The organism is Novosphingobium aeonii (assembly GCF_052279045.1).
GTDB lineage: Bacteria > Pseudomonadota > Alphaproteobacteria > Sphingomonadales > Sphingomonadaceae > Novosphingobium.
This window is the reverse complement of sequence record NZ_CP176832.1, coordinates 1955446-1968999: the sequence shown is the minus strand read 5'-3', so window position 1 is coordinate 1968999 and position 13554 is coordinate 1955446. Positions and strand designations below refer to the sequence as shown.

Below are 13554 nucleotides of genomic sequence, written 5' to 3'. Positions count from 1 at the left end.
TTCACAGCAACCACACCTGAGGGAGGAGAGACCTCATGCCTGGAAAGACGACGTCATCGAACAAGGCGAAGATCGCCCGCCGCGTCATCGAAGTGCTCGAATATTTCGACGATGCCCACCGCGAAGCTACCGTCATGGATATCGTGCGGCGCTACAACCGCCCGCAATCGAGCACTTCCGAATTGCTTTCTAGCCTTGTCGAACTGGGACTTCTTCACAAGGACCCCTATTCGCGCGCTTACAGCCTCACGCCCCGCGCCGCGCTGATCGGCACTTCGGGACAGCCCGAACTCGTGCGTGACGGCCGCATCGTTCGCCTGATGGACCGACTGGTGGCACAGACCGGCCTCTCGGTCGCCCTCACCTCGATGGTCGGCCTTGACGCCCAGATCGTCAACTGGCGCCATGGTCCGCGCGCACTTGCCGCAACCCGCGAACTGGCGGGCGGCCTCAAGGAACCGCTGGCACGCAACGCCGCCGGCATGCTCATGCTTTCGACGATCACCCGCCAGCGCTGCGAAGGCATGGTGCGCCGTCTCAACGCCGAAGCGGACGAACAGTCCAAGTTCCAGTTCTCCGACATGATGGCCCGCATCGATGCCTGCCGCGATCCGCGCTACCTGTTCGGCGTTGCCGGCTTCGGCAGCGGCGCGGAAGCCCTTTCCGGGCTGGTCCCGCGTCAACCCGAAGGGCACCCGCTGGTCATCAGCCTGATCTACGGCAAGGACGACAGGGTGAACCCGGAGGCCCTGCTGCAATCGCTGAGCGATGCCATGCGCCACTGCCTGCCCGATCCCGCTGTCGCCGCCGAACCGGAACAGCTTCCGCACGCCGCATGATGCGCGCCTGATCGGGTCGCACCATCAGAACCGAAGGCCCCGCAAGTTCGCTTGCGGGGCCTTTTTCTCATGCCGATTGCAATGCCTGCCCTGCGGGCTTCAGGCCTTCTGCATCCTTGCACTGCGGCCCGTATCCTCGTGGCGCATGAACATCTTCATGATGTCGCCCGAGGTGACGGGGCGGGTCTCGTCCGCATCGACAGGACGCTCGCCCGCGGAAGACTTCGGACGGGTATCGACACCGGCCGCCTTCGCCCTTTCGCGCAGCGCGCCCACGGTCAGTTCCTCACGCGTGAAGTGTTCGAAGGGATCGAAACGGAACCAGCGCATGGCGTTTCCATGCGTGATCTTGTCGATCTGCGTCTCGGTCAGGTGGTTGATCGAGGGCCACAGGTTTTCCGGCACTTCCGGCCAAAGCGTATCGGAATGCGGATAATCGCATTCGTAGGCGATATTGTCCTCGCCGATGAAGCGGATGTTCTGGAGACCGAATGCATCGTCGATAAAGCAGTTCAGGAAGTGACGCCGGAACATCTCGCTCGGCTTCATCTTCTGGAACCGGGAATTGGTCCAGGCCTTGTGCCGCCAGTTCGAGAAATCCGCGCGTTCGGTGAAGTAGGGCACCCAGCCGATCGAGCCCTCCGAAAGGGCAATTCGCAAGTCCGGATATTCGTGCAGCGCCTCAAGCTGGAGCCAGTCGGACGCGGCATAGGCGATCGACATCGGCATGGTGGAAATCCACGCCTCGATCGGCGTTTCCATCGAGGCATGCGGTGCCGGATTTCCGCCGCCGATATGGAGGCAGATCGTCATGTCGAGATCGTTGATCGCCTTGTAGAACGGATCCCAATAGGCATTGTGGATGCTCGGCAAGCCCTGGCAGGTCGGGTTTTCGCTGATCGAGACGGTATGGCAGCCCTTGTCGGACACCCGCTTCATTTCGGTCAGGGTCGCATCCATGTCCCAGGTCGGCAGGATCGCACAGGGGATGAAACGCCCCGGATAGGCGCCGCACCACTCGTCGATATGCCAATCGTTGTAGGCACTCATGTGCACCCTGGCGAGATCGCGGTCCGCCACCCGGTGAAGGCGCCCGCCGGCAAAGTCGAACACGCTGCCGAAATTGAGCGATGCGGCAACGCCGTTGACGTCCATGTCCTTCACGCGCTCATGCACGTCATAGCAACCGGCGCGCAGCTGATCGAGCGAGGTCGGCTCCATGCCGTATTCCTCGAACGGGCGGCCGACCACGGCATTGAGCCCCACGGACGGGAATTTCTGCCCCTGATAGACCCAGAGATCCTTGCCATTCTCATCCTGGACCAGCTTCGGAGCGCTTTCCAGCGCGGCACCCGACAGGTGGTTGCGAAACATGTCCGGCGGCTCGCTGATGTGATCGTCAACGCTGATCAGCACCATGTCGTTCATCTGCATTTCAGCACTCCCGTCCTGATTGCCGGACCGGATCGGTTCCGGCGGGCGCATCTTCACGGCGCCTTGAGCATGGAGCGTATGCTTCCCCCTTCCTACCGGCCAGCGTGATCGCAGCGCGTCCGGATGAGGCCGCCAGCTATCGCGCGTGCGATTGCATAGCCGCACCGATTGAATGCAGCCGCGAGGTATGATGAGGACCGGGAAACACCAAAAACGAAAAGCCCCGGGGAAAGCCTGAAATGAACTTCGACCTCACCGACGAACAGGGCATGATGCGCGAAACCTTCGCGCGCTTCCTCGACGAGAACTCCAGCGCCGCCCATGTGCGCAAGGCACAGGAAACGCACGGCTTCGACGCCGCGATGTGGGCCGGCCTCGCCGAACTCGGCGCGTTCGCCATGCGCGTTCCCGAAGAAGCGGACGGCATGGGCCTTGGCCTGTTCGATGCCGGCCTGCTGATGGAAGAAGCCGGTCGCACGCTCGCCTCCGGCCCGCTCGCGGAAGCCCTGGTGGCAACCCGCCTGCTCGGCCTGCTGGGCGGCCAAGATGATTTGCTTGCAAGCGCAGTCGGCGGCGAAACGGTCGTGACCATCGCCATGCAGGACATCGCGCAGTTCCCCAGGCAATGGGTCGCGGGGGGTCTCGTTGCCGGCGCGGTGATTGCCCGCAAGGGGGACGACGTCGTTCTCGTCACAGTGCCCGACGAAGCACGGATCGCCGAACCCAGTCTCGCTTCCACGGCGATCGCCGAACTCGACCTTTCGGCTCTGCCCGCAGCGGTGCTGGGCAGCGGCAAGGACGCCCTGGCGCTCTTCGCCGCCGGCCTTGAGGAATGGAAACTGCTGATGGCGCTGGCACTGTCAGGCCTCAGCCGCGCCGCGCTGACGATGGCTGCGGAATATGCGGGAGAACGCAAGGCGTTCGGCGTGTTCATCGGCACCTTCCAGGCGCTGTCTCACCCGATGGCCGATCTCATCTGCGAGATCGATTCCGCCAAGTTCCTGGCGTGGAAGGCCATGCGCTCGATCGCCGACGGCGAAGCCGCAGCCGGCGCGCAGATATCGCTGGCCGCATGGTATGCGGCAGGCGCGGCCGGGCGCACCGTGCGTCATGCCGTACAGACCTTCGGCGGCATCGGCCTCACCACCGAACACGACGTCCACCTCTACAACTTGCGCGCCAAGGCCTGGCCGCTCGTTGCGGGCGACCCCGAGGACTGGCTGGCCGAAGCCGGGCGCCGTCTCTACGCCGGCGAAGCGGCCAGCCTGCCCGACGTGGGCGATGTGCCGGTCGAATTCGACCTGGGCGAGGATGCCCGCGCAATCCAGCAGGAAATCCGCGAATTCTTCGCCAAGAACGTCACCGATGAACAGCGCGAGAAGTTCCACTTCTCATGGGAAGGCCACAATCCCGTCATCCACAAGCAGTTGGTGGAGGCCAACCTCGCCTACCTGCAACTGCCCAAGGATATCGGCGGGCGCGGCCTCAGCCCTTATGCGGTTACCGCCGCGCGCGATGCCTTCGAGGAAGAGCATTGGAACAATCCGGTCGCCAATGTCGCGCAGATGGTGGCGCTCATCATGTACCGCTTCGGCACCGACGAACTGAAGCGCGACGTGCTGTCCAAGGTCATGGCCGGCGAGGCGATCTGCTCGCTCGGCTATTCGGAGCCCGGCTGCGGATCGGACGTGTTCGCCGCGCAGTGCAAGGCGACCCAGCTTGACGACGGTTCCTGGCGGATCGACGGCACCAAGATGTGGACCAGCGGCGCCAACCTCACCGACTATGTCCTGATGCTCTGCCGCACCGATCCCGATGCGCCCAAGCACAAGGGCCTGACGATGTTCATCGTGCCGCTGAAGGCTGAGGGTGTCACCGTTCAGGGTGTCCACACCTTCATGGACGAACGCACCAACATCACCTTCTACGACAACGTCCGCATTCCCGACACCTGGCGCCTGGGCGGCATCAATGCCGGCGGCCGGACCATGGCGGCCAGCCTCGAACTCGAACACGGCGGCGGTTTCGCCAAAGTGCAACGGGCGATGCTCGAAAACGCCGTCGAACTCTGCAAGGAAATTCCCGTGGCCGGCGGCGGCAAGCTGATCGAGACCGCCAAGGCGCAGAGCAGGCTGGCACGCACTTACGCGAATGTGCTGGCCTCGGAACTGATCGCCTACCGCGCGAACTGGACGCAGGTGCACGGCAAGGGCAACGGCGCTTATGGCCCGATGGCGAAGATGTTCTCGTCCGAACTGTTCATCACCGACTCGCGCGACCTGCTCGACCTGACGGCGCCCTATTCGCTGTCCAAGCGCAAGGGGGCCGCCAATGCGCTCAACCTCGCCTATCGCCACGCGCACGGGACGACCATTTACGGCGGCACCAGCCAGGTGCACCGTTCCATGATCGCGGAAAAAGGCCTCGGCCTGCCGCGCTCGCGTAACTAAGGCGCGGAACCGAAGGACATACGATGACCGAAGAAGCACCGCACCTTCTGACCGAGGAACAGGACGGAATCCTGATCGCCACGCTCAACCGGCCCGACAAGCTCAACGCCATCAGCCGGCAGATGATGGATCTCCTCACCGAGGCGGTCCTGCACTTTCGCGAGACGCCCGAACTCAAGGTGATGCTGATCCGCTCGGCAGGCCGGTATTTCAGTTCCGGCGCGGACCTGCGCGGCGGCAACCAGAACATCGTCTCACCCGTCTCCACCGGCGGCAGCGCGCGCGGCATTCGCGAGAACCACCGGCTCAATCTCAACAACATGCAGCAGTTGTGGGATGAGATCGAGCATATCGAAAAGCCCTTCGTTGTCGCGCATCATGCCATGTGCGTCGGCGGCGGACTGGAGATGAGCCTCTCGTGCGACTTCCGCCTCGCCGCGAAAAGCGCCGCCTATGCCTTCCCCGAAGGCCTGTTCGGCGTACTTCCGGCGTCCGGCGGGGTCTCGCGCCTGACACGCATCTGCGGGCCGCATTGGGCGCGCTGGCTCATCATGGCGAACAAGCCCGCCCCGGCGGACATGGCCCTGACCATGGGCCTCGTGCATCAGGTCTATGAGGACGAGACGTTCGAGGACGACGTCATGGACTTCTGCCGCCATCTTGCCAAACAGAACCCGGAACAGATGGGCGCGGCGAAAGTCGCGATCGAGCTTTGCGCCGAAGTGGGGCGCGATTCTGCCCGCCATGTCGAACGCATGGCCAACAGTGCTCTCATGCTCAACCCGGACTACATCCGCGGGATGGAGCGGTATCTCAAGGGCGTTGGCGGCAAGGGTGCCGGCAGCAGCGGCAAGGGCTGAACTCCAGCCCTGATCCGGAGAATGCAGGCAGGGCGGGAGAGCGATCTCCCGCCCTGCTTGCATTCGCAACCGTAAATCGCGAAAACAGCCTGCTTCTCAGCCTTCGGCCCTCGCCCGCTCCCGCGTATCGCGGATCGCCAGTTCGATGAGCCGCGCATTGATTTCGAGCAGGCTCTCTTCCCGCCTCCCCGGCAAGGTGCCGAGCACGCGGTGGAGTCTTCTGTCCGTGGCCAGGGTGATCGAACGTTCGATACCCGTCATCAGCGTGGTCGCCATCAGAACCGCTGTGTCTCCCAGCACGCCGCGAGGGTCCATCTGCGCCACCATCAGCCCGATCAGCGGCCGCGTCGAATTGACGCGCTGGTGCATGATGCGGATGTCGAACTGGTCCGCCATCGAGTTGCGCAAGTGGAGCAGCCCCGTGTGGCGCGACCAGAAATCGTGGTAGGACCGCACGAACGTCATGGACGCCGGTCCCAGTTCGTCGTCCGCCCAATACGGCCGCACCAACGCGAAGTAGTCTTCCTGCGCCGTCCCCATCACCGGTTCGAGCACCGCCAGCAGCAGTTCGGTCAGGTCCGTAAAGTAGTTGTAGAGCGAGGTCATGCCGAGCCCCACCGCGCGCGCCACCGCACCCAGCGTGACCGGCTCGTCGGAGTTCTCGACCAGTTCAATCGTCGCTGCGAGAATGCGTTCGCGCGTGATCCGGCCTTTCCGGCCGAGCTTCTGACCGTGGAGGTTGTGGCTCACCGCGGCGCTGGCATCGGTCACCGCGGCGGCGAGCCGGGGCGGCAGGGCGATGATGCCCTGCTCCTGCCCGCCTTCCGAAACCGGCACTGCCGGCTCCGGTCCGGACTCTTCCGAAAGAGGTCCCACCGAAGCCGGGCCTATGACACCGGGTTTCGCGACGTCAGGCCGCCTGGACCTGGCCGACCGGCCAGGCGAGGATCTTGACGTCGGTGAACTCCTCAATGCCTTCGACACCCCATTCGCGACCCATTCCGCTGGCCTTGTAACCGCCGAAGGGAATATCGCCGGCAATGCACATGCCGTTGTTGATGCTCATCGAGCCCGTGCGCACGCGCTTGGCGATACCAATCGCCCGATTGAGATCGCCCGAGCTTACACCGCCGGATAGGCCATAGGAGCTCTGGTTGGCAATGCGCACCGCGTCATCGTCGTCCTCATAGGGGATCACCACCAGCACCGGACCGAAGATCTCTTCCTGGGCGATGCGCATGTCATTGGTGACGTCTGCGAAGCAAGTGGGCTCCACGAAGTAGCCGCCGCCCTTGTCCGGACGGATATTGCCTCCCGCGAGCAAGGTTGCGCCTTCCTCCTGGCCGAGATCGATATAGCTCTTCACCCGCTCCATCTGGCGGCGGGAGATGACAGGGCCCATGATGTGCGCCGGATTGGCGATATCGCCCCAGTTGTCGCCGAAGTTGCCGTAGGCTCCCTTGAGGATCGCCTTGGCCTCTTCGTAGCGGCTGCGCGGAACCAGCAGGCGCGACTGCACGGCGCATCCCTGCCCGGCATGGAACACCAGCATCGCCATGCCCACTTCCATCGCGAAGTTCGGAGCATCGTCCAGCACGATCTTGGCCGACTTGCCGCCCAGTTCGAGGAACACGCGCTTCAGCGTGGGCGCGCCCTGCTCCATGATGCGCTTGCCGACGCCGGTGGAGCCGGTGAACGAGATCAGGTCGACGCGCGGATCGGTGACGAGCATTTCACCCGCCAGCGCCGGATCGGCGCCGAACACCACGTTGATGACACCATCGGGGAAGCCGGCTTCCTTCGCGAGTTCCCCGAAGATCGCGCCCATGCCCGGCGTGTCCGGCGCGGGCTTGAGGATCACCGTGCAGCCCGCCAGCAGCGCGGCCACCATCTTGCCGATGTTGACATAGAGCGGAACGTTCCAGGGCGTGATCGCGCCGACCACGCCGATCGCTTCACGCACGCCGACGCGCTTGTGAACCATGCCGAAGGCGGACTTCTCGCCGTAGTCCTTTTCCCATTCGAGATTGTCGAACACGGCCATGTAATCGTCCCAGCCGTCCATCGCCATGCCGACATGGGCGCGGCTGACCGCACCCTGCGCCGCGCCGGCTTCGTTGATCGCCAGTTCGGCAAGACGCGGACGAGCAGCCTCGAACAGGTCGCGGTACTTCTTCACCAGCGCCACGCGCTTCTCGATGTTGGTCGACCAGTCGCTCTCGTCGAAGGCGCGGCGCGCGGCGGCGATCGCGGCATTCACGTCGTCGGCCGTGGCGTCGGCCGCCTTGCCCACCGGCTCACCGGTCCATGGGCTGACGACGTCGAACGTCCCGCCATTGCTGGCGCCGCGCAGTTGGCCGTCGATAAAGAGCTTGGCTTCGGGAAGAATGGTCATCGTCTGATCCTTGGCGGAAATAGGGTCTTGCAGAAGCTGGGCGTCGTTCATGGGTGTCTCGCTCCGACCGACACGTGGGTCACGCGCACGTCGGCCGGCAGGTCGATCACGGAGCGGAACACACCAGTCACGTTCTCGGTATTCGAGATCGGGCGGGCGCGCAGGTCGATGCCGTTGGCCGCGCATCCCTGGTGGAAGCGCATGGCCGCATCGGGGTTCCATCCGGGCGCGGTCTTGCCGGCCTCGTACATCGGCCCGGCGCGCACGGTGGTCACGCGGATGCCGGCGGGTTCCAGTTCCTCGACCAGGGCCTCGGTAAAGCGTTCGAGCGCCGCCTTCGTGCACTGGTAGAGCGAGAGCATCACGAACGGCACGGCGATGGATTCGCTGCCCACGTTGATGATCTGGCCGCCCTTTTCCAGCATCGGAATGGCCGCGCGGCAGCAATAGATCGGGCCGTTGAGATTGGTGGCGATGATACCGTCGATCTGGGCGTCGGTCGCCTCGGCTACCGTGAACGGCTCATAGATCGCGGCATTGTTGATCAGCACATCGATCCGGGGGTGCTTTTCGGCAATGGCGACAAAAGCCTTGCGCACGGAATCGGCGGAGGCGACATCGCATTCCACCGCCATGGCAGTGCCCCCGATCTCCTCGGCCAGTTCCTTCACCTTGGACAGCGTGCGGCCCAGCAGGATCACGGTTTCCCCTTCACCGGCGAAACGCCTTGCCAATGCGCGGCCAAGCCCCGCCCCGGCGCCAGTGATCACGATCGTCTTACCCACGCATCCTCCCAGATTACGGCTTTCGAGTGCCGATCCTTGCCGGCACGATTTCCTGAACACTAACCCTTGCGCAAGCCGCCGCCTATCGCGGCCACGATGGTTCGACGGGAGCGTCCCGGCGATGCCTTCGCGCTGCCCTGTTCACCCTTGGCCGGAGGCGTCCGACGCGCGGTTGCGCGTCAGGTTCAAGCGCATCTTTTCCAGCATTTCGAGCATACGCTCCTTGTCCCCTTCGGGCAGTCCCTCCAGCGCCAGATCGGCGGTTTCCTCCGCCAACGGCTGGAGCTGTTCCAGCAGTTCGCAGCCGCGCGCGGTGAGATAGAGCCGCCAGGCCCGCCGGTCCGCCGGATCCGCCCGGCGTTCCACCAGGCCGCCATCCTGCATGCGATCGATCATGCGCCCGGCCGTGATCGGTTCGACTTCGAGAATTTCGGCAAGGCCGCCCTGGTTGATGCCTTCCATGCGGTGCAACACGCTGAGCACCTGCCACTGCGGACGGGTGACTCCTATCGCCCTCGCCCGCTCATCGAAAGAACGGCGCATCAAGCGCGCCACTTGCGAAAGGACGGTGCCGATCCTGCGTTCCATCGGCAGCAAACTAGTAGGCGTGCTTAGTATTGGCGAGCGAATTCATGCAGGCCTGCAATCGACCGCCCCGGCGCTACATCCTGCCGCTACACCCCCGGCGACGCGGCCATGTCCACGATCAGACGCGAAAGCGTTTGCCGGGCAATCTTCCAGCCGTCCGGGGTTCGCACGCAGGTCTCGTGATAATGGCCATAGCCCGTCAGGGCAAAGTCGCCCTTGATGACACGGTCCTGCATGGCCCAGACGACTTGCGCGATATCACCGTCGATCGTGATTTCGGGCGAGTGAATCTGGTGTGCCGTCTTTGCATCGGATAGCGACTGGCGCACCATACTCACGAAACGGTCCCGCCCTTCCTCGACGGTGCCGCCGGCCGGCCTCGTGTCGATTACGCAGTCCTCTGTGAAAAGGCTTGCCCAGCCGTCCCAGTCCTTGGTGTCGAGCAGGCGGCAGTACAAGGCCTTGAGATTGCAGATTGCCAGCCAGTCGGCGAAATCGGGTGCCTGCATTGCCATCGCGTCTTTCTCCGGTTCAGCCCAGCGCGCCTTCGGCCTCAAGTCGTTCGGCGGCGAGCTTGCGCAAGTCGGCCGTCTTGATTTTCGCGCTGCCGGTTGTCTTGAGATCGCTCTCGGCAACGAACAGGATGCGGCGCGGCACCTTGTAGCTGGCGAGCTTTTCCTTCGCGAAATCGCGGATCGAGGCACCTTCGGGGTTGGTCCCTTCCACCGGAACGATGCAGGTGACGACAAGCTCGCCCAGCAGTTCGTCCGGCACGCCGACCGTCTGCGACACCTTCACTTGCGGATGGGCGCGGATAACCTCGTCGATCTCCAGCGGGGAGACGTTGGCGCCCCCGGTCTTGATGATGTCGTTGAGGCGGCCTTCCCAGAACAGGCGTCCCTGCGCATCGATGTAGCCGCCGTCGGCCGTGCGCAGGAAGCCTTCGCCGTCCAGCGTCTCGTCGAGCGGCACGCCGAGATAGCCCAGCATCAGCGTGGGGCCCTTCACGGCGATCTCGCCGCGCTCGCCAAGCGGCATCGTCACCCCTGTGAGCGGATCGACGACCTTGATCGTGGAGCCCGCAGTCGGCAGTCCATGGGACTTGCCCGCCACTTCTTCCGGTGTGCCCGAAGGGAAGACGGAGATCAGGGTGAACGTCTCGGTATTGCCGAAAGCCTGCGCCGGCTCGCGCCACCGGGTGTTGATCGTGGGGTGCTGCGCACAAGGTGTAGCAGCGTCGATGTAGTGCATCGCCGAAAGATCGACGCTCTCGTAGTTCGGCGCGGCGATGAGCTGGGCCCACTGATGCGGCCAGGCGAGCATCATCGTGGCCCGTTCCGCTTCCATCAGGGTCAGCGCTTCCGCCGCATCGAACCAGCGCTGGAGCACCAGCGACCCGCCCGATCCGAGCGTTCCGCCGAGCGCCATCGAGAAATTGCCCGACCAGAAGAAGCCGTTGGCCGACCATGTGCGCGGCGGCTCGGTAACGGCGTACCACTGCGGCCAGCGCCAAAGCTGCAGGCAGACCCCGCGATGGGCGGAAAGGATGCCCTTGGCCTTGCCGGTGGACCCGGACGAGAAGAACAGCACTCCGGGATCGCTGGGCTGAACGGAGGCGGCAGCCGCATCGACAAGCGCGGGATCGATTGCATCGCCGCGGGCAAGGAACGTGCTCCAGCCCTCGATCGCACCGAGCCCCTCATCGCTGTCGATCACCGCGAGATGACGCAGGAACGGGAACCTTGTCGAAGCCACTTCGCCGGGCGCGGCCGAGCCGATCTGCGGTTCGAGATCGACGAGGATTTGCGCGAAGTCCTTCTTGAGGACGCGGCGTTCGAGCAGCAGGACCGAGCATCCGCCCATCTGCAGCACGGTTTCGAGTTCGGCCGGGGTGAAGAACGTGCTCACCGTCATGGCGACGCCGCCCGCAAGGGCCGTCCCGAACACGCCTGAAAGGAATTCCAGCCGGTTCGTTGCCAGTACGCCGACGCGCGTTCCCTTGCCGACGCCGCAAGCCATGAGCGCGCGGGCCACTTCCATCGATCGTGCCCAGAGATCGTCGTAAGTCCAGCGTTCCACCCGGTCTTCCAGATGGATGACCGCCGCTTCCGCCGGACCATGGCGTGCGGTCACTTCGCGAACGAAACCCCCGAGCGTGAGCGGGCCGATGCCCTGTTCGTCCTCGAGCGCGATCCCGCGCGCGATGGACAAGCCTTCCGTGACCTCGACCATGCCGTCCTCGTCGTATCCTGCGGAAAGGCGCATCGTGCCCCCTTCCTTCTCCCATGAAGGTCGGAACGGCGGCCGGTTCCCTCAAACCGGCCGCCGTTCCGGGCTGCGTCAGGCGTTCACGTCGACGATGTAACGGCCCTTGACCTCACCGGACATGAACTTCTTCGCAGCCTCGATGGCGTCGCCCAGGGCAATGGTCTGCCCGATGGTTTCGAGCGCGGAAGGGTCGAGATCCTTGGCGAGGCGATCCCATGCCTTGAGGCGCTTGGCCTTGGGCGCCATCACGCTGTCGATCCCCAGCAGCGCAACGCCGCGCAGGATGAAGGGCATGACGGTAGCCGGCAGGTCGAAGCCCTGCGCCAGGCCGCAAGCGGCAACCGCGCCGCCGTACTTCGTCTGCGCGCAGGCATTGGCCAGCGTGTGGCTGCCGGCAGTGTCGATCACACCGGCCCAGCGCTCGCGCTGGAGCGGCTTGCCCTTTTCGGCGAGTTCCGCACGGTCGATGATCGTTTCGGCGCCGAGTGCCTTGAGATAGTCGGCCTCTGCCGCCTTGCCGGTCAGCGCTGCAACCGAGAAGCCGAGCTTCTTGAGGATGGCGATGGCAACCGAGCCCACGCCGCCGGTGGCGCCGGTGACAAGCACTTCGCCCTGATCCGGCGTCACGCCCCAGTCCACCAATGCATCCACGCAAAGCGCAGCGGTATAGCCGGCCGTACCGATCGCCATGGCCTGCGCCGGCGTGAATGCCGAAGGCAGCGGAACCAGCCAGTCGCCCTTCAGGCGGGCCTTCTGCGCGAGGCCGCCCCAGTGCCCTTCGCCAACGCCCCAGCCGTTGAGCACGACGGTGTCACCGGCCTTCCAATCGGCGTGGCTGCTATCGGATACGGTGCCGACCAGATCGATGCCCGGCACCATCGGGAACTTGCGCACGACAGGCGAAGCGCCGGTGACGGCAAGGCCGTCCTTGAAGTTGAGCGTCGAGAATGCAACGTCGATCGTCACGTCACCTTCGGGCAGCGAAGCTTCGTCGAGCTGCTGCAGAGTGACGGTCTGGCCCTCATCGTTCTTGTCGATCACGATAGCGGAAAACATGGCAAACTCCCTGTCAGTCCGGGCGGCCATGCATGGCGGCCCCTGCGACGTTTCAGGTCCAAGCTGAAAGGGAAAATGCCGCCCTGCGTCAATGCCGCCAGGGCACGGCATCGCCTTGGCGAAGTCACATCACGGGCAGGGTATCATGGTCTCACGAACCGGCCGACACCCCTTGCGCGGCCAGCAGATCGGCAACCTTGGGAAAGGCTCGCGAACGCATCGCGCCATACATCGAAAGTCGCAGAATTTCGCGGGAATAGCGACGTGAAAGCTCGCGCCGTTCGGCTTCCCCGCCCGCACTCGAGCGCGCCAGGATCGGCCAGAAGAACACGCCTGCCAGATTCACCACCGAGAAGACCTCGAAATCGATTCCCGGCTCGGCAAGATCGGTGGCGGCGAAACGGCCCAGCGAGCCGCAATACTCACGCCAGAACGGGTCCTGGCTCGGGTCCGGCGAGGCCAGCACCTGCTGAAGCCAGACCCGGCAGATATCCGGGTTATCCATCGCGAAATCGGCCAGTCGATCCGTAAGCGCCACGGGATCGACTTCCTCCACCCGCCGTTCGCCGATCGTTTCAGGATCACCGAAAACGGCGCGGAACAGCTTGTCAGACACCCATTGAATGGTCGCCTCGACCAGTTTCTCGCGCGTTTCGAAATGCTGGTATGCCGTCCCGCGGTTGACCGCTGCAAGATGGGCCACGGCAGAAAGACTGACGCCCTCGGGCCCGTCCTTGGCCAGCAGGTTTGCCGCGGCGTCGAGAATAGCCCCGCGCGTGGCGACCGGGTCGCGCGTCCTTCGTACTCTCGCCTCCATGCTCACCCCTTCTGCTGTTGAACGGGCGAGCATAGCGGCGACACTACTAAACGACAATGTTG

General features: G+C 64.4%; 12 protein-coding genes. 3 read left to right on the top strand and 9 right to left on the bottom strand.

Going from position 1 to position 13554, the window contains the following annotated elements; all coding sequences use genetic code 11:
• The first annotated feature begins 35 nt into the window (after window positions 1-35).
• On the top strand, window positions 36-839 hold the full coding sequence (locus ACLIMP_RS09625; protein WP_054441468.1) for a helix-turn-helix domain-containing protein: 804 nt from the start codon (window positions 36-38) through the stop codon (window positions 837-839).
• Between the two features lie 99 nt (window positions 840-938).
• Here ACLIMP_RS09625 and ACLIMP_RS09620 read toward each other — a convergent pair whose 3' ends face one another.
• Window positions 939-2273, bottom strand: coding sequence for an amidohydrolase family protein (locus ACLIMP_RS09620; protein WP_324694674.1), 1335 nt, complete (start codon window positions 2271-2273; stop codon window positions 939-941).
• 239 nt (window positions 2274-2512) lie between these two features.
• Between ACLIMP_RS09620 and ACLIMP_RS09615 the strand changes: the two genes are divergently transcribed.
• Together ACLIMP_RS09615 and ACLIMP_RS09610 are read left to right on the top strand one after the other, a co-directional pair.
• A complete protein-coding gene (locus tag ACLIMP_RS09615) occupies window positions 2513-4723 on the top strand; it encodes an acyl-CoA dehydrogenase family protein (protein ID WP_324694672.1) in 2211 nt (736 codons plus the stop codon).
• A 23-nt stretch (window positions 4724-4746) separates the two neighbouring features.
• Window positions 4747-5583, top strand: coding sequence for an enoyl-CoA hydratase/isomerase family protein (locus ACLIMP_RS09610; protein ID WP_324694670.1), 837 nt, complete (start codon window positions 4747-4749; stop codon window positions 5581-5583).
• Between the two features lie 96 nt (window positions 5584-5679).
• Here ACLIMP_RS09610 and ACLIMP_RS09605 read toward each other — a convergent pair whose 3' ends face one another.
• The 8 genes from ACLIMP_RS09605 to ACLIMP_RS09570 all read right to left on the bottom strand — a co-directional run bounded on the left by ACLIMP_RS09605 (window position 5680) and on the right by ACLIMP_RS09570 (window position 13492).
• Entirely contained in the window at window positions 5680-6420 is a 741-nt protein-coding gene (locus ACLIMP_RS09605) for a TetR/AcrR family transcriptional regulator (RefSeq protein ID WP_231636192.1), read from the bottom strand.
• Window positions 6421-6493: 73 nt separating this feature from the next.
• Complete coding sequence (locus ACLIMP_RS09600) at window positions 6494-7978, bottom strand: aldehyde dehydrogenase family protein (RefSeq protein WP_185997582.1); 1485 nt, start codon at window positions 7976-7978, stop codon at window positions 6494-6496.
• A gap of 47 nt (window positions 7979-8025) precedes the next feature.
• Window positions 8026-8763, bottom strand: a complete 738-nt coding sequence (locus ACLIMP_RS09595) for an SDR family oxidoreductase (RefSeq protein ID WP_324694666.1) — start codon at window positions 8761-8763, stop codon at window positions 8026-8028.
• A gap of 141 nt (window positions 8764-8904) precedes the next feature.
• Window positions 8905-9306, bottom strand: coding sequence for a MarR family winged helix-turn-helix transcriptional regulator (locus ACLIMP_RS09590; RefSeq protein WP_231636190.1), 402 nt, complete (start codon window positions 9304-9306; stop codon window positions 8905-8907).
• Between the two features lie 131 nt (window positions 9307-9437).
• Window positions 9438-9860, bottom strand: a complete 423-nt coding sequence (locus ACLIMP_RS09585; protein ID WP_185998806.1) for a nuclear transport factor 2 family protein — start codon at window positions 9858-9860, stop codon at window positions 9438-9440.
• A 22-nt stretch (window positions 9861-9882) separates the two neighbouring features.
• Complete coding sequence (locus tag ACLIMP_RS09580; protein ID WP_324694664.1) at window positions 9883-11616, bottom strand: class I adenylate-forming enzyme family protein; 1734 nt, start codon at window positions 11614-11616, stop codon at window positions 9883-9885.
• A gap of 75 nt (window positions 11617-11691) precedes the next feature.
• Window positions 11692-12675, bottom strand: a complete 984-nt coding sequence (gene acuI / locus ACLIMP_RS09575) for an acrylyl-CoA reductase (NADPH) (protein ID WP_054441459.1) — start codon at window positions 12673-12675, stop codon at window positions 11692-11694.
• A 151-nt stretch (window positions 12676-12826) separates the two neighbouring features.
• Window positions 12827-13492: a TetR/AcrR family transcriptional regulator gene (locus ACLIMP_RS09570; protein WP_054441457.1), complete on the bottom strand. Its 666-nt coding sequence runs from the start codon at window positions 13490-13492 to the stop codon at window positions 12827-12829.
• Window positions 13493-13554: the final 62 nt, after the last annotated feature.

Bases quoted from the DNA above. Each gene is read 5' to 3' on its own strand.
- ACLIMP_RS09625 (WP_054441468.1), top strand. From the start codon at position 36: ATGCCTGGAAAGACGACGTCATCGAACAAGGCGAAGATCGCCCGCCGC.
- ACLIMP_RS09620 (WP_324694674.1), bottom strand. From the start codon at position 2,273: ATGCAGATGAACGACATGGTGCTGATCAGCGTTGACGATCACATCAGC.
- ACLIMP_RS09615 (WP_324694672.1), top strand. From the start codon at position 2,513: ATGAACTTCGACCTCACCGACGAACAGGGCATGATGCGCGAAACCTTC.
- ACLIMP_RS09610 (WP_324694670.1), top strand. From the start codon at position 4,747: ATGACCGAAGAAGCACCGCACCTTCTGACCGAGGAACAGGACGGAATC.
- ACLIMP_RS09600 (WP_185997582.1), bottom strand. From the start codon at position 7,978: ATGACCATTCTTCCCGAAGCCAAGCTCTTTATCGACGGCCAACTGCGC.
- ACLIMP_RS09590 (WP_231636190.1), bottom strand. From the start codon at position 9,306: ATGCGCCGTTCTTTCGATGAGCGGGCGAGGGCGATAGGAGTCACCCGT.
- ACLIMP_RS09585 (WP_185998806.1), bottom strand. From the start codon at position 9,860: ATGCAGGCACCCGATTTCGCCGACTGGCTGGCAATCTGCAATCTCAAG.
- ACLIMP_RS09580 (WP_324694664.1), bottom strand. From the start codon at position 11,616: ATGCGCCTTTCCGCAGGATACGACGAGGACGGCATGGTCGAGGTCACG.
- acuI (WP_054441459.1), bottom strand. From the start codon at position 12,675: ATGTTTTCCGCTATCGTGATCGACAAGAACGATGAGGGCCAGACCGTC.
- ACLIMP_RS09570 (WP_054441457.1), bottom strand. From the start codon at position 13,492: ATGGAGGCGAGAGTACGAAGGACGCGCGACCCGGTCGCCACGCGCGGG.